Source organism: Rhizobium sp. 25PS6 (genome assembly GCF_032464655.1).
Lineage (GTDB): Bacteria > Pseudomonadota > Alphaproteobacteria > Rhizobiales > Rhizobiaceae > Rhizobium > Rhizobium laguerreae.
In genome coordinates this window covers 56,201-71,858 of the sequence record NZ_JAWDIV010000023.1, presented here as the reverse complement: position 1 = coordinate 71,858, position 15,658 = coordinate 56,201, and the positions used below count along the sequence as shown (strand labels likewise).

Below are 15,658 nucleotides of genomic sequence, written 5' to 3'. Positions count from 1 at the left end.
GCAAATTCTCTACCTTAGAACATCAAATGGGGTGGTCGATCAGGCCAGCAGCCGCCTTGCAACACCAGCATCAGTGATAAGTGTCTTCAGCCACCCTCCGCGAAGAGCAGCACGAATGGCTTCCGTTTTCTCCAGACCGCCGCCAACGCCGATCACCTCCGGAATGGCGCGAAGCTGACGGCTGGTGAGGCTCAGCCCGACTTCATCTAGCCTGTTCGGCACCTCGCTACCTGCAGCGTCAATCAAAGTGGCGCAGAGATCGGCGCAGACGCCTTGTCGCAGTGCTTCGACGCGCCACTCCTCGGGAAAACCGGACGCCAGGCACGATTCCGCTGGTTGCCATGACCCGATGCCGACGATGAACACGTCAATGGCGTCATACTTCGACATGGCCGTTGCGACGGATGGCTCGTTGCGTAATCGCTCAACAAGGTTTGGGTCCTCTACCCACATTGGGCCGAAGAGGGGAAACGCGGTGCCCCCGCTTGCCCGAGCGAAGCGGTGAACCAGTTCCACCGGATTTTGAGCGAAATCCAGTCCGGCGGGACTGCCGGCAGCTTGGACGACGTCTACTTTCGGGAGGCTCGTCAAGGCCCGCGCGGTGGCCGCGAGCGTCCGCCCCCAGGCGATGCCGAGCAATTGGCCATCGGCAAGAGTTTCCTCGAGAAACTCGGCAGCAAGCACCCCCAGTGGCTCAATCAGGGCTCCCGCTGCCAGTTCCGGACCGTCAAGGACAAGAGCGGCCTTAAGATTGAATTTTTGCCTGAGGCTCTCCGCAAGTTCGGTCTGCAGGTCTCCTTGCTCGTTGATTGCAATGGTGACAATACCCTCCGCAAGCGCGGTATCCAGCAACCGCGCAACCTTGAACCGAGAGATACCCAATTCATCGGCTATCTGGGATTTTGTATGCTGCTGTAGATAAAATCGCCGGGCAACCAGTGATGCCTGTATCTTCTGAAGCGGTCGTCGTGTCATCGCGGATACCTTTATGCTCATCTGAACCTATCGGCGCTCATTCTAGCATCGACAAGATGTCTGGCGAGATGCATTTGTATCCAGAGCATCCGATACCCCCGATGAGCAGTTGCCACTTGTCAAAAGAGGTGAGACGGGTTCCGTTGTGTGCCCGACCAGCGCTGAAATCGCGACACGTTGCCGTTGACGCGTCAGCACCCCCAAGGTGAGGCATCGCGTCCTTGGTTTCTATCAGTTACTCAATATTCATTCCCCGGGGTGACTGGCGATCAGATGGGCCTCAAGATCCGGGCGACAGCGCTACGTCACTCGAGCCGTGTGTATTGACGGAATGCACGGCGATCATTGCCAGCGCTTGGCGTCAAATGTGATTTGGAATCTGCGCGGAGATTATAAACCGCACATTTAAGCGACCACGCCTCCATCTGTAGCATTGACGGCTCTCGGTCATGAATTGGTGCCAGCGGAGATGAGCAGCGACGAGTTGTTCGAAACCATGCAGTGACTTGAAGAAGAAAGCGACGATATTCGCCCCGACCCAGCAGCGACGTGTTTGCGAAAATCTGCTTGGCCGAGACGGCCATTGAGGATCGGTTTCCGGGCCAGCTTTTGGCGCCGTACAAGGATTGGCAACAGCGTCTGAATGGAGGTTTTACCATGACCGAACGATTCAAAAGCCCGGAGCGATTGTTCCAGAAACTGGATAGCCTCGTGGCCGACATCGTCGATCAGTTCGCAAGTCAGGGACATGGAACGGCCGTCCTCCTCGAGACGCTCTAGGATGTTTTGGCAAAGCGGCGGCTCGCGTACCCGACGTGGGAGGAAACCGCCTTGGCCAAATGTAGCGCCGCATTCCGCTGCTTGTTGTCACCGAACAGGCCGGATCTGCCATGTAGCTCTCCGAACCGCTTGGGCTGTTCGGCCATAGCTTTCGCCATCGCCTTGCCATTGCCCCCCTTCTTGGTGATCGCGCTGCGCAATCGGCCCGCAACCTCGCCCGGATGGCGGAAAACGCGCTGCCACCGACGCGACGACTCAAACCCTGATCAATGGCCGGCATCATCGCCTTTTCGCTGGGCACGTCCTCAATGCTGCGCTCATAGCGCGTGATCGCCGGTACAAGCGGAGCCGGCTGAACGCCTGTCTCGACCGCAGGCCGGACCTGATGCTCCCATGCGAGATGGGCCGCAAGGGAGCGTTGATCCCATCTATAGCTCACTGCCCGTAATCGATAACTGCCTGCAGCGGCGGTGCTCGTCGCGCGTTCGTAAGTTGTCCGGGTCCGAAGGGCGCTCCCTAAAAGGGTCGAGCGCCCTTCGTCATTTCTCCAACATATCGGCCATGGTTGCGGGGATCATTTGACTTCCTGTCGTGGCGCGGCAGATATGCACGGTCCTTCCGACTCAAGCGGATGGACCGGGGAGGTTCTCGCAGCCCCCGCTGCAGCGGATCTCCCCATCAACAGAAATGCATACAGGAAACGAAATGGCGCTTATCAGGAAGCAGGGCGCATCGGCGCCGAAGGAACTCGGGCTGTTCTGGCCAATGCAGACGTCCGAGGGAATGACCGTCACCGTCTACATCTATGCCAGCACGTTGCAAGCGTTCGATCCCGACGCGCTCGGTCCGGTCGGATTGCTCAAAAGGCATAGAGCCTTGCTCGAGAGCATCGCGAGCGAAAAATACGACCGAGAAGGCGCGGCCGGCGCCATGCTGCTTCATATCACGGATAAAGATCTACGCGCCGCGCAAGGGAGCGACGCGATGGCCGACGACATAAAGTAAAGGATCCGACTTGGCGATGACGTTATCGGCGCCAGCGCCAATCCGCAGCACGCATCCTACGTGATGCCTTGGCCTGCAATCTTCGTACAATGACCCGGAGGCTTCTTGCGCGGTCGTTCGCCCGGCACGGACAAACCCTTGAACAAAGAATCGAGCATCTTTGCATTGAACGCGGAGAACATGGCGTGGAACATTGCTGCGGGGCACCTTGTGAGCGGCCAGAATGATCCTGTCGCGATGATGATAGAGGCCATAGCGGAAGAGCGCGGGCGCTGCGTGAAACTGTTGCACACCGCAAACGGAGGAGACGCAAAATGCCGAACTTTCCGGGGTCGAGCCCGACCACGAGTGGTAGGCCAATCATCGCGGTAGCCGGATGATACGTCGCAATTGGGCGGTTTCCGGGCGGATAGAATCGATCGGCCGCCACGCTAGCTAGCGATGGCTCCGCGTTCTAAGGGTCTCGGGCAAATGGTTCGGAGCGTTGGGATCTGTTGCTTTTATTATCTTACCATTTACCTGGGTACGTTAGGTCGTCATGGCTGTAGAAAGGGACCTCGCATGCCATTTTTTGTTATTGGATTGATTGCACTTCTTGTGGTGTTTTCCATTGCATGGGGCAAGAAGGGCGGCTTCAGATCGCCGACGTCTTCGGGACAACCAATCGATGATCATCCATCCCAGCAAGTTTACAGCAACCGTGAACCGTCGCGTCGCCGTTTTACCGATGTGACTAACGATCCATCCACCTGGCTGCTGCTATCCGGAATTGGAATAACAGCTTGTGTGTTGGGAATTTGGAGCTCGTTGGGATTTCCCCTACCCGACTTCGGCGGGACCGAGTTCTAACTGTTGCTCAGCGCGGAATGTCCGACCGCTTGTCGGCGTCCAGTCTTCACCAGAGATCATGGCGGCCATGGCGGCGCCCATGAGTCAAACGTGCCGCGAACAAGAGACGTTCCATGATCCGATCGATTGGTGAAATGCTCGAAGAACTTCGTCAGGCCGAAGCTGTGCGCCTCGACGAAAGCGATATTCGGCACGCTCCGACAATCGGTGCGATGTATGAGGGCCTTACCAAAGACATCCTCAACAGGGCAATACCAGACGGCTTAGACCTGAGGATCGTGAGCGGTTTTGTCGTTGATGGAAGCGGTGGATCAAGCGGACAAATCGATTGCATGCTCGTGCGAGGCGAAGGCGTGCCGGTTCCATTTGTGGATGGCCTTTTCCAATGGCATGTTCGCGATGTTCTTGTCGTTTTCGAAGTGAAGAAGAACCTCTTCGCGCCTGATCTTTCCGATGCATACGATCAGCTTTTAGGCGTCGCATCGATTTTCAGTTCCTGGATCCAGACGCCCGGCCTTGAGGGTGAGTTTAAGATGGGCCCTTCTCTGCGGGTCTTTTCCGAGTGCACCGGGATGGTCGTCCCATCGAGAGGGAAATGGCCGAAAGACCAACGTGCGCATCAACTGATCTGGCACGCCATCATGACCGACCAGATCGCACCATTACGTGTGACACTCGGTTATGGCGGCTACTCAACTGAATCCGGCCTGCGGAAGGGATTTACGAGCTTTCTTGGAGCCAATCTGAACAAGCAAGGGTTCGGGCCACCTTCCCTTCCCAATCTAATCGTTGGCGACGGCGTATCGTTGGTGAAACTGAGCGGCCATCCATGGTACACGCCCGTTGGTAACGACGGGTTCTGGCCAATCCTCGCGAGCTCTCACGTCAACCCGACGTACCTCATTCTTGAGCTGATCTGGACAAGGATTTCTTATAGCAATCCCGTCTCGGCAATTTTCGGCTCGGATCTGGAGCTGGAAAGACTGGCGCCCTTGCTCGATGCGCGGCCACAACCTGCGGAACCAGGATCGGAAAAATGGGGTTGGGTGTATCACGTGAACAGCTTCACACCACGACAGTTGAAAGGTGCAGATTTCGACGAATGGACGCCGGTCGTTCTCGACGACGATCAGAATGCCGTCGTTACGATACTGTGTGGAGACGACATCGCTGTCACGGATCCCCGGTTTCGGGAATTTCTCCTGGGAAAAGGGCACGATCCCGAGACCTTCATTGAAGCCCTTTGCCGGACGACACTGGTCGCGCGTGACGGCGACATACTGCAATTGACAACCAAGAAATGCGAGGTCGTTCTCCTGCCCGACGGCCGTTACGTTGCTGCCGACAACAATACCGGCCGTTTAACGCGCTGGGTTGAGAAATATATGGCTCAGCGGCGCACTCATGAGTAGCTCGCATCGGGTTAGCGTCGCTGCCGGTACCAGTTTCACCATGAGAGCGACTCATAAACCCGGACGATGTGAGGAGCAGGTCGGTTATTGTCCTTGAGAGGGCTGTATTTCGACGTCTGCAGCATCGCAAGGAAAAGGACCGCAACTGACGATTGCCCGCGGAAAGTACGGCTCGCGTGTCTCAAAGACCCGACAGGCGGACATCGGTAGGCTTCTGAACATCGGGGCAATGGCGCATGTTTCATCTGGAACAAGCCATCCTAAACCACCGATTGGCAACGCTGCCTCCGTAACCAACAGCAGGACGCCAACGCTCACCGCCTTACGGCCTACATACAAGCCAGGAGTAGACGCAGGAAGTCGCTCCTCCCTCGAAGCCGTGAAAGCTCGGCGGTGTCATTCGCGGCGGCGTTTCTGATCTGATGGTAAGGGAACGCTCGTTCGGCAGGGAATCGGCCGGAGCTGCCAACCCTGCGGCCGCAAGAATAATCTTCGACCATGATTCTGAAAGGCATGCCCTTTAAAACAACGTAATTTACTCAGAGCGACTGCCATAGCGGGGTCAACCGCGTGAACTCATTCGGATGTGCTGCCCAGATCGACATGCAATTCCGCCGGCCAGTCGTCCTGCAGGGCCTTGTTCCGAAGAAGGTTCTTCAAATGTGCCTCTAGAAATCCGCCATAAGTGGTCGCATTTATGGCTGCCTTGAACTGGGCATGCGCTTCACTGAAGGACTGCTGACGATAGGCTGCGAACGCGACATCAAAACCGGGGACCTCAGTCGGAGGCACCAGGTCGATAGCTGGTTGGCCTTCTGCGACCCCAACCACCATATAGCCGCCCGGGAAAGCGGCCGGCGAGGGCACAGCGATGTTGGTGAGACCATACAGCTCAACACGCCCCGCAACATGCATATGGCCACTGAAATGCCAGCGCATCCCGGCTTGCGCCAACAGCCGACCGCTTTCGAGCGAGGGCATGCGTTTTGACCAACCCGGCATGCAAGCAGCCTGCTGCGAACCGCCCTCACCCGTCGTTGCCAGGGGCAAGACGGGATAGTGGGAGAACGCCAGAAGCGTCTTGCCCGTCTGGCGCGAGCGTTCAGCCACGTTGGCGATCCAGTCCAGTATATAGGGGCGCTGCGCCAAGACATGATCCCATGCCGCATTCGACCTGACCTGCCATATGCCATCAAGCAGGTGGAAAACGTTGGCATCCAGAATCAGAAGCCAGAGCCCCTCCTGCGGTTCAACGAGGTAGGACGCGTCGAGGCATTCCGGATCGCGGTCTTTGGAGCGACACTGCTCCAGTCCGTCCTGGTCACCGAAAGGTGTTTCCCAGTGCAACACGCCTTCTGGTCGCATGATGCCATAATGCGCCATGGCCTCTATCGCATCGGCAGTGGACATGCCGATCATGCCGCCCCGAACAACAGCGGGAGCTGCGATACTCTCGTCGCTCGTGACCATAACAGGGACGAGACCATCCGCTTGTGTCAGCCATTTAGCCTGATGGCGTCTCGCCGGACCGAAACAGTCATGATTGCCGAAGGTCGCGAAGAAGCGCAGGCCGTGCCTGCTTTCGTAAGATGACAGTATCCGCTTGACCGCCGCCACCGCGCCAAGCTGGCCATCATCGGAATAGTCACCCAATAGCACGACATCGCGAATGCCGCGCCGCACGATATCGTCCAGCACGGCGAGAAATGCCGGATAACTCTCGTTGAAGACGCGGGTGGATGCCATCGTGTCTTCCAGGGTGCGAAGGGCAATATGGCCACTGCCCGCCTCCACCCATCCGTAGCCGCCGTAGAGATCATGCAGGTGAACATCGGCGACGACTGCGATATTCATCAGGCAGCGACTCCACGCAGTTCGCCACGGGCGGCGTCGAACAGGTCCGGACGGTCGAGATTGATGTAATCGACGCCGGCGGCTGCAATTTCGCGGTGAACTGCGATGTCGTCGCCCCCGTAATAGACCATGATTTCAAGACCTGCCTTGCGGCTTGCCTCGATAATGCCGGGACGGCGCATCTGTTCGGCGGTGATCTCGACGATAGAAGCGTGATGGACGGCTCCAACCAGCGAAGGCGACTTGGCAATGTTGAGCGTCATCATCTTGCGGAATTCCGGTGCGATCAGTTGCAGGTCGCGGCGCATTTCTTCTGAAAAAGAGAAATAGAAAGTGCCGCGCACCATGCCGAGATCGCGCACAAGTGCTACAACCTTGGAGGGGTCGCAATACTTCAATTCGATATAAACGCCGGCGCGACCGCGCAAATGTTCCAGATAGGCATCGAGCCGCGGCACGATGGCGCCTTTAAACCTGTCATCGAACCAGGTGCCAGCATCGAGCGTGTCGATTTCGCTCGACAGCATATGCCCCACCGGGCCGGTGCCGTTCGTGGTGCGATCCAGGGTCTCGTCATGGATGACGTAAAGTACGCCATCGGCGCTCTCGCGCACATCAAGCTCGATATAGTCGGCGCCCTGCTCTAAAGCGAGATCGGCGGCAGCAAAGGTGTTTTCCGGCGCAAACATGTTGGCACCGCGATGGGATACAATCTTGGTCACTGAAAACTCCTGTCAGTTTGCCGGTTCGAGCGTCTTGGCACGAGCTTCGACGTCATGTGAGAGATCGGCATAAAGGCCAATGATGCGATTGCCGGCCCTGTCAAAGACCAACGTGAGATCCGGCTTGCAGGCGATGCCGATTTGCACTCCCGGCGCATATCGCACGGCTTCGCCATATTCGAGTGCATGAACCGGACCGGCCGGTGTGGCGATCGTGTAAAACACTTCACGACCCATTGGCTCGACACCGATGACCTCACCTATGAGGACCGCACGCTCTCGAGAAACGAGGGTAATATCTTCAGGCCGCAAACCGAAGGTTACGTCGCCGGTGTGGTCGGATGTTAAATCGAAAGACACCCCGCCGATCTCCAACTGACGGCCTTTGGCATGGCCCTTCATGCGATTCATTGGCGGTGTCCCGATAAAACCCGCGACGAACAAATTGTTGGGGCGGCGATAGAGATCGTCAGGCGTGCCGATCTGCGCGATCTCGCCATCATTCATGCAGATAATCCGGTCTGCCATAGTGATCGCTTCGATCTGATCATGGGTAACGATCAGTGTGGTGAAACCGAGGCGTTTCTGAATGCTTTTGAGCTCCGCACGCATGGTGATGCGCAGCGTGGCGTCGAGATTGGAAAGCGGCTCGTCGAGCAGAAGAATGTTAGGTTCCTTCACCAGCGCGCGGGCCAGAGCCACGCGCTGCTGCTGGCCGCCGGAAAGCTGCGAGGGCCGACGATCGAGCAGCGCGCTGATCTGCACGAGGTTTGCCGCCTCCACCACACGGCTGGCGATCTCTTCCTTTTCCATGCTCTTGAAACGTAGTGGGAAGGCGATGTTTTCGCGCACCGTCAGGTTCGGATAGAGCGCATAGGACTGGAAAACGACGCCCACATTGCGGTCGCGCGCATCGATGCGGTTGACGTTGTGACCGTCAAAGGCGATCTGTCCACCCGTAGGCGCATAGAGGCCCGCCAGAAGAAACAGCGTCGTCGACTTTCCGCAGCCGGACGGCCCGAGGATAGCAACGAACTCGCCGTCTTCGATGGTCAGGTTCATCGGTTTCAGAACCTGGGTCTCGCCCCAGCTCTTGGTGACATTATCGAGAGTGATCTTGGCCATGGCAATTATCCCTTTATCCCGCCGAAGCTCGTCTGGGTGATGTACTTCTGCGTGAAGGTGTAGAGGAGCAGCACAGGCAGCAGATAGATGATGCCGACAGCGGCGATCATGCCGTAGTCCGCACCCATATTGTCCTGTGCCACGAAGAAGAGGTAAAGGCTCATCGTCATCTGGCTCTTGTCGATGAGCAGCGTCTGAACGAAGACGTACTCTTCCCACCCTCTTAAGAATGTGAAGGTGGCAACCGCGATCAATCCGCCGCGGATCTGCGGCAGCACGATCATGCGAAATGCTTGTGAGCGGGTGGCCCCATCGGTCACCGCGCTCATCTCAATGTCCCACGGGACATTGTCGAAAAAGCTCTTGAGCACGAAGATAGCGAAGGGCAGTTCCAGTGCGCTCATGACCAGCACCACGCCGGTCAGATTGTTGAGCAGGCCCATATAGTGAAGCTGGATGAAAATCGCGACGGTCAGCGCCAAGGCCGGAAAGGCGTGGAGCATCAGCAGGCCACGCAGAAAACTCTCGCGCACCGCAAAGGCGAAGCGCGACAGCGCATAGGCTGCAGGCGTTGCGACAAGCGTGACGATCACCGTCTGGCTGACTGCGAAGACAACCGAGCTTCCGAGTGCCGCCCATATCGATGGCATCAGGTCCATCCGGGTGGTGGCGGTTCCGGCAATGTCGCGCTCCCACAGGAAGCGGTAGTTGTCGATCGTCATGTGAGGAGCAAGGAAGATCGCCACCAGAATGACGATCACGATGCCGAGCACGGCCCAGGAAAGGGCAGGTTTGAGCAACCGGTCCGCCAGAAGGGCAAGAGCAATCGCGCCGAGATAGGCAACGCCCGCGATGGCCGACGTCCGCCAAAGGACAAGCCGGCTGACGGCATCATCCGACAAGGTCAGCGACTTCACCAGCAGCCAGAGGTAAGGCAGCAGAACCGGAACGGACATAATTGTCAGGAAGAGAATGATTGCCGACAGAAAGCCGGCTCTGTTGACGGTACCCCGGCGTTCAAGGCGTCGCCAATCGGCGGAAGAAGCGGTGTCGGTCTGGACAAGAGTCATCACAGCACCTCGATCTTGGGGGCAGTGAAAGTGGAGCGCATGTTGGTGACGCGCCATTGCACGAGGGTGACAGCAACGCCGATGACCATCAAACCCAGCGCTAGCGCTGCACCATAGGCATAGGCACCGTTTTCGAATGCGCGGCGATAGATGTAGAGGGCATAGGGCGTGGAATCGTAGACGGGACCGCCGCCTGTGATGAGCAGGATGTATTCGTAGGTCGTCATCAGCGAAAGCGCCTGATAGATGGTAATGAAGCGGATGGGCTGCGAAAGCGCTGGCGCCACGATATGGCGCAACACACCCCATTCGCTGGCACCATCGACACGCGCCGCATTGGCAACGTGCGAGGGAATGGAGCGGATCGATGAGGTCAAGATGACCATGGCGAAGGACGCACCGACGACACCATTGGCAAGAATGATGAGGAAGAGCGGAAAGTCGTTACGCAGGTTTATTGGCAGCAGACCGAACGTGCCGGTGACCTGATTGAGCAAACCGGTCGGTGTCGGATCAGCAATCCATATCCACAAAATGCCATAGAGCACGGCCGGGCTCATACGCGGCAAAAGCCACAACCCACGAAAGAAATTGCCGAGCCTGTCGGGTATCGCGGTCGATGTTATCGCCAGAAGTGCCCCAAGTCCGATATTGAAGATGAAAAGGGTCGCGGTCACGTAGATCAGCGTTGTCAGCAGTACCATCGGCATTCGCGCATCGCGCTGGACGATGCGCTCAAAATTCTGCAGCGTAAAATGCCCGACGCGCAGGTTCGCACCCATATCGGTGAAGGCGATGACCGTATTGACGACGATGGGCGCGAGAAAAAACACCGCGAGCAGCGCGATGGCTGGCGTAAGATAGAGCATCGGCCGTGCCGGACGGTGCGCTCGAAGCTGGAATTGGGACATTGTTGAGGACCTGTGAAAACAGAGGTGCCGCCCGGCAAGCAGGCCGGGCGGCACGAAGAGCGCTACAACTCAGTTGCTAGCTGCGCCCCGGATTTCGACATCGGCACCGAACTGAAGTTCCAGTTCGTCAGCGATGAATTCGACAGCCTCAGCTGCTGTCATCTTGCCTGTCTCTACAGCCTGCAAGCCGCTGAACAAGACCTTATTGTAACTGCTGAACTGGGTGTGGTTCGGCACGAACTGGGCATGCGCCATCATCGGCGACGCGGCCGACAGGACCCAATTGTCCTTGTATTTCGGCATAGCTGTCTGCGCATTGCTGATCGCCGTGTGATAGGACGTCACGGCATGCTCGTTGTTGAAATACGGCAGGGTGGCGAGCGCGACGAGGTCGGCAGCGATATCCGCATTCTGGCTCTTGGCGTTGACCGTATAGAGCAGCGGGTGTGAGAGGTTGGCGGGCTTGCCGCCCTTTTCCGCTGCCGGTGCAGGGATCCAGCCAATCTTGTGAAAATAGCCTTGCCTGTCGGTCGGCCACGTCGCACCATTCTTCTCACCAACCTGCCAGGCAACCGCCCAGACGCCCTGATGGAAGACGAAGGCTTTTTCCTGCTTGAAGGCACCCTGAATGGCCTCCCAGCTCATGGCGGTGTTATCGACCGGGGTAACACCTTCCTTGGCGTTGCGCTCGTACCAGCCGAGCGCCTTGGTCATTTCGGCTTTCGGGAAAATCAGCTTGCCGGTCTTCTCATCCATGAACTTCACGCCATAGGACTGGAAGACCATGAGGTAGTCGATACCGACATTGGGGCGATGCAGCATGCCGTATTGCGCAGCCTTGCCGTCCACCACTTCCTTGGAGAGTGCGGTCAAATCGTCGAGCGTGAACTCGCCTGCCTCGACCTTGGCGGGCAAACCTTCAATGAAGGCCTCATCCTTACCGATCTTGCGCAGCATGTCCTTGTTGTAGAAGAACATGCGAATCTCGGCATCCTGCGGCACGCCGTAGATCTTGCCATCGGTGCCCTTTGCGGCATTCCACAGCACAGGCAGGATATCGCCATAAACCCAAGGAGCAGCTGCGATCCGCTCATCCATCGGCAATGCGTAGCCATCTTCTGCAAACTGGCCAATCCACTCGTGCGGCAGGACATAGATATCCGGGCCCTGACCGACCGAAAATGCCTTCAGGGTTTCCAACGCCAGATCGTCCCAGCCCTTCACGGAACTGTTGTTGGCTTCGATTACGATATGCCTGTCGACGCCGGCGGCCTTGAACTGCTTGTTCATGATCTCTGCGGCGGCTTCGATGTTGGTGATACGTGCCGGGGCCGTCTTTTCAGCAAGCGTCGAAAGCTTGATCGTGATGTCTTCGGCATGCGCAAATCCGCTGGCAAGGGCAGAGATCGCCACGGTGGCGAGAAAGGTGATGTGTTTAGTCATGGCTGTCGATCCAGTTGGAGATGGATGTTTAATTAAGTTGCTTAAGTAACTGATTTATGACATCGCCAGATTATTAATTTGGAGGGACCGAATCCGGTGCTGAACAAACGAAGGCCCCTGGACGGTATCGGCAACACACAAGCGGCGGTGCTCAAGCACCTACGTCGCAAAGGCATTGCGTCGCGCGCAGAAATCGCCGAACTTTGCGGCGTTACGCCAGCTGCCATCAGCACGATGACACGCGACCTGATCGAGCGCGGCATCGTCATCGAAGGTGCTAAGCGCCTCAGTCGGCGTGGCGCGCCTCACATCGACCTGATGCTCAACGGAAACATTGGATATGCACTTGGGGTGCACGCAAATCGCTACTCATTGACACTGACGCTGCTCGATTTTTGCGGCAAACAAATTGGTGAGCAACAGCTCGACGGGCCTTACGATACTTTTTCCGACATCCAAACCACCCTGGCGGGTCTCAAGACCGAGCTCCTGGCATCGAACGGCATCGATGAACGCCTGCTGATCGGTGCCGGTGTCGCCATGCCGACTCGGTTCCGCCGGGGGGAGGCGATCCTCGACCTTGCAGAGGAAGTCGTGTCTTGGGCGGGCTCGGATCTTGCCTCCACTTTGCAAGAGACACTGGGCTGCCCGGTGACGATCGAAAACGATGCCAATGCCGCAGCCATGGGCGAGCTCGCCTTGGGCAACGCCGCCGAACACGACAATTTTGCGTATCTTTATTTGTCCGAGGGCATTGGCACCGGCATTATCATCGGCAGGGAACTCTATCGCGGCAATCTGGGAAATGCTGGCGAAATCGGCGCTCTTCGTGCGCGCGGATTGTCACGCCCGTCATTTGAGGATCTGGCAGCCTGGTGCAAAGAGCAACAAGGTAGCATACCGCAAGGCAGATCCTCGGACCAATGGACTGCCTATCTGCAAGCAAACCCGACTGTGCTTGAAGAATGGCTGAAAAGAGCCGGGCTGGAACTCGCCAGGCTCGCCTTCATGGTGACAGCCGTTCTTGCACCATCGGCGATCTACCTTGGTGGAACGCTGCCCCGGATGGTTCGGGAGAAGCTCGCAACATGGCTTGAGTTCTCGACGTCAAATCCGTTTGAGGGGGCACGGGTCATTCAACCTGAAATACTCATTCCGGATATCTCGGCGAGCGACGCCGTCGCTTTCGGCGCGGCCGCAATGATCCTGCATAGCGGCCCAGGAACTAAGGTGATTTAGCAATGGTCATGTCTGCCGCCTTGAAAAGATCCGAACCTGTGGTCCTGCTATCATTTCCAACCGACCTTGCTATTTGCGTCAGACGTCAGATTGTCATATTGCTTGCAGAAGGTAGCGCGTCTGGCTATATTACTGGAAACATATGGAGGGTCCAGTGGCCAGCTCACAGACACGTGCAATTCAGAACTATAGAAGCCGCCTGGGCGACCGCGGTCTCGCTCGTTTCGAGGTACTTGGACGTGATAGTGATCGCAGCTTAATTAGATCACTCGCGCGCCGTTTGGCAGAAGATGGCCCCGAGGCAGCTAACCTGCGCGCTGTTGTAAGCGAGACGCTCGCCGGTGAGCCGCCAAAGAAGGGTGGGATTTTGGCGGCGCTCCGCCGTTCGCCACTTGTTGGAGCAGATCTTGATTTAGCTCGCTCACGCGAAGAAGGTCGTGAGATCGATCTGTAATGCGCTACTTGCTCGACACAAACATTCTCAGCAACATCACGAAACCAGAACCGTCAGTGTCACTTTTGACATGGATGGCCGAGCAAGCTGACACTGATTTATTCATCGCATCGCTTACCGTCGCCGAGATACATCGAGGGATATTGGAAAAACCGCTCGGTAAAAAGCGAGCCACTCTCGAAAAGTGGTTTGCGGGCACTGAAGGGCCACAATCACTCTTCGCAGGTCGTGTCCTTCCGTTCGACGAAAAAGCCGCTCTCATCTGGGGAGAACTGATGGCGCAGGGAAAGGCGGCGGGTCGCCCGCGAAGTGCGTTGGACACGATCGTGGCTGCCGTCGCTCAATCCAATGGTTGCATTGTTGTCACCGATAATGAGCGAGATTTTCACGGGATCGAAATCATAAACCCTATTCGAGCGAACGCGATCTAACCGACTGCTAGATTTTCGCCTTGGAAGGGGTCGAACCTTCGCTCCATCCTCTGTTTTCGCTAAGTATTTGAAATATCACTCTTCCCGCATGGTTCTTGCGACGTGATCTCTGAGCGGTTTGTCGAGGTGGGACAGCGCAGTCCGGTCGCCGGTCGGCTCCACTGACAACGAAGCATCGACGTCGTCCGTACGACCTCACGTGAGGCAGTAGGTTAAATCAAAGAAAGCCATAGCTATTGAGGAGATGTTGCATCCAGAAAAAGCTCGGCTCGAAAACCTGTCGGGAAACGAGCGCCTGATCGGAATGTATCTGGTCCGACTGGTCAGTCGCCGGATCATAATAGTTCAGAGAGACTTCATTTGGCCACATGAAGCTCGGTTCAAATGGCACCTCCGCGTATGGATTGAAGTAAAGATGCAACCCATCCAGGTGGCTTTCCCGATGAAAACTAGAATGCCGGATGTACATGTCCGACCCCGTGACAATGCGGCCGAAATCCCATCGTTGGGTCAGGAGGTAGTGAAAGTTATCGAGCTGAAATCGGTGGATTCCGAGCTGCCATAGGGGTGAGGAGATGGGAAGTCTTTCCTTCTCGATCGTTCTATAGCGAGTTGCCCTCACGAGTCTCTCGATCTTGCTCTCTACGACTGCTTTCCCAAATGTCGCGACAGTCGAGAAAATTACTGCACTGATCTCCTTGAAGGAGTCATTTGTGAAGATCCCCATTTCGACCGGCGCTCCGGAAGCTGTTATGATAGAAGCCACCTTGTTTTGTTTGATTACGCCTCCCTCAACTACGGGCGAACCAATCCCGAACAGGACGAGATTGATCAGCTCGTTGTTCTGCAAAAGAGAGTGTTTGCTATCGAAGGGCGCAATTGCGATCACAAACGGCCTTCCCCGAACGTGGCTCAGGGAGTTGTATGGATGCTTCTTGCCGTCACTGCCTCGGTAGAGCCTCAACTTGTCTCTGATTTTTCCCGCAAGCTTAAGCGCGCAGCGGTTTTTGAAGTTCAGTGCACTCTCTCCCTCCCCGGCCTGGCCTAGAGGTTGGTCCGATATCACAGCTTCGATGTTGAATTCATAGGTCCCGCCAGAGGTGACGAAAAAGTCCGGCGAAGACTTGGTATAGTCTACGGTACAGCCTAATTCACTCAACGCCTTGTTCAGGTAGATCTCCCACATTGACGAATTGAAAGTCGTTTGAAATTCGTTCACGAATTTCTCCGCCTCTCCTTTTCGACCAAGTAGACCAGCCGACCAGCCCTGGATTACAGGCATGACCTTTGCATAGTCCGGATTGGACTTAATTTCGCAAAAGCTTGGATGGAGTTTGTCTTCAGGCAGCCTTGGCTCAAATAGATCTATCATTTTGCAGCTTCTCGAC

15 protein-coding genes are annotated in these 15,658 nt (G+C 56.7%); 6 read left to right on the top strand and 9 right to left on the bottom strand.

Features of this window, described 5'->3' with window-relative positions; genetic code table 11:
• Nucleotides 1-39: 39 nt before the first annotated feature.
• Together RWK44_RS28245 and RWK44_RS28240 are read right to left on the bottom strand one after the other, a co-directional pair.
• Nucleotides 40-996, bottom strand: coding sequence for a sugar-binding transcriptional regulator (locus RWK44_RS28245; protein WP_316029726.1), 957 nt, complete (start codon nt 994-996; stop codon nt 40-42).
• Nucleotides 997-1,422: 426 nt separating this feature from the next.
• Nucleotides 1,423-1,725, bottom strand: a complete 303-nt coding sequence (locus tag RWK44_RS28240) for a hypothetical protein (RefSeq protein WP_316029725.1) — start codon at nt 1,723-1,725, stop codon at nt 1,423-1,425.
• Nucleotides 1,726-2,460: 735 nt separating this feature from the next.
• On the opposite strand from RWK44_RS28240, the gene RWK44_RS28235 reads away from it, so the two are divergent.
• The 3 genes from RWK44_RS28235 (at nt 2,461) to RWK44_RS28225 (ending at nt 5,021) form a co-directional block, all read left to right on the top strand.
• Nucleotides 2,461-2,760 (top strand): hypothetical protein, encoded by a 300-nt coding sequence (locus tag RWK44_RS28235; RefSeq protein ID WP_316029724.1) that lies wholly within the window; start codon nt 2,461-2,463, stop codon nt 2,758-2,760.
• Between the two features lie 561 nt (nt 2,761-3,321).
• Complete coding sequence (locus RWK44_RS28230) at nt 3,322-3,609, top strand: hypothetical protein (protein WP_316029723.1); 288 nt, start codon at nt 3,322-3,324, stop codon at nt 3,607-3,609.
• A 113-nt stretch (nt 3,610-3,722) separates the two neighbouring features.
• On the top strand, nt 3,723-5,021 hold the full coding sequence (locus RWK44_RS28225; RefSeq protein WP_316029722.1) for a DUF6602 domain-containing protein: 1,299 nt from the start codon (nt 3,723-3,725) through the stop codon (nt 5,019-5,021).
• Nucleotides 5,022-5,597: 576 nt separating this feature from the next.
• On the opposite strand, the gene RWK44_RS28220 is transcribed toward RWK44_RS28225, so the two are convergent.
• The 6 genes from RWK44_RS28220 to RWK44_RS28195 form a co-directional block, all read right to left on the bottom strand.
• Nucleotides 5,598-6,875, bottom strand: coding sequence for a metallophosphoesterase family protein (locus RWK44_RS28220; RefSeq protein ID WP_316029721.1), 1,278 nt, complete (start codon nt 6,873-6,875; stop codon nt 5,598-5,600).
• Nucleotides 6,875-7,597: a glycerophosphodiester phosphodiesterase gene (gene ugpQ, locus RWK44_RS28215; protein ID WP_316029720.1), complete on the bottom strand. Its 723-nt coding sequence runs from the start codon at nt 7,595-7,597 to the stop codon at nt 6,875-6,877. The genes RWK44_RS28220 and ugpQ overlap by 1 nt, the downstream gene beginning before the upstream one ends.
• A gap of 12 nt (nt 7,598-7,609) precedes the next feature.
• Nucleotides 7,610-8,722, bottom strand: coding sequence for an ABC transporter ATP-binding protein (locus RWK44_RS28210; RefSeq protein ID WP_316029719.1), 1,113 nt, complete (start codon nt 8,720-8,722; stop codon nt 7,610-7,612).
• Between the two features lie 5 nt (nt 8,723-8,727).
• Nucleotides 8,728-9,792 (bottom strand): carbohydrate ABC transporter permease, encoded by a 1,065-nt coding sequence (locus tag RWK44_RS28205; RefSeq protein ID WP_316029718.1) that lies wholly within the window; start codon nt 9,790-9,792, stop codon nt 8,728-8,730.
• Nucleotides 9,792-10,703: a carbohydrate ABC transporter permease gene (locus tag RWK44_RS28200; RefSeq protein WP_316029717.1), complete on the bottom strand. Its 912-nt coding sequence runs from the start codon at nt 10,701-10,703 to the stop codon at nt 9,792-9,794. Before RWK44_RS28200 ends, RWK44_RS28205 begins: the two co-directional genes overlap by 1 nt.
• Nucleotides 10,704-10,772: 69 nt before the next feature.
• A complete protein-coding gene (locus tag RWK44_RS28195; protein WP_316029716.1) occupies nt 10,773-12,146 on the bottom strand; it encodes an ABC transporter substrate-binding protein in 1,374 nt (457 codons plus the stop codon).
• A 99-nt stretch (nt 12,147-12,245) separates the two neighbouring features.
• On the opposite strand from RWK44_RS28195, the gene RWK44_RS28190 reads away from it, so the two are divergent.
• The 3 genes from RWK44_RS28190 to RWK44_RS28180 all read left to right on the top strand — a co-directional run bounded on the left by RWK44_RS28190 (nt 12,246) and on the right by RWK44_RS28180 (nt 14,270).
• A complete protein-coding gene (locus RWK44_RS28190; RefSeq protein ID WP_316029769.1) occupies nt 12,246-13,385 on the top strand; it encodes an ROK family transcriptional regulator in 1,140 nt (379 codons plus the stop codon).
• A 154-nt stretch (nt 13,386-13,539) separates the two neighbouring features.
• Nucleotides 13,540-13,839, top strand: coding sequence for a hypothetical protein (locus RWK44_RS28185; protein ID WP_316029715.1), 300 nt, complete (start codon nt 13,540-13,542; stop codon nt 13,837-13,839).
• Nucleotides 13,839-14,270, top strand: coding sequence for a PIN domain-containing protein (locus tag RWK44_RS28180; protein WP_316029714.1), 432 nt, complete (start codon nt 13,839-13,841; stop codon nt 14,268-14,270). The genes RWK44_RS28185 and RWK44_RS28180 overlap by 1 nt, the downstream gene beginning before the upstream one ends.
• Before the next feature lie 217 nt (nt 14,271-14,487).
• On the opposite strand, the gene RWK44_RS28175 is transcribed toward RWK44_RS28180, so the two are convergent.
• Nucleotides 14,488-15,642, bottom strand: coding sequence for a hypothetical protein (locus RWK44_RS28175; protein WP_316029713.1), 1,155 nt, complete (start codon nt 15,640-15,642; stop codon nt 14,488-14,490).
• Between the last annotated feature and the right edge of the window lie 16 nt (nt 15,643-15,658).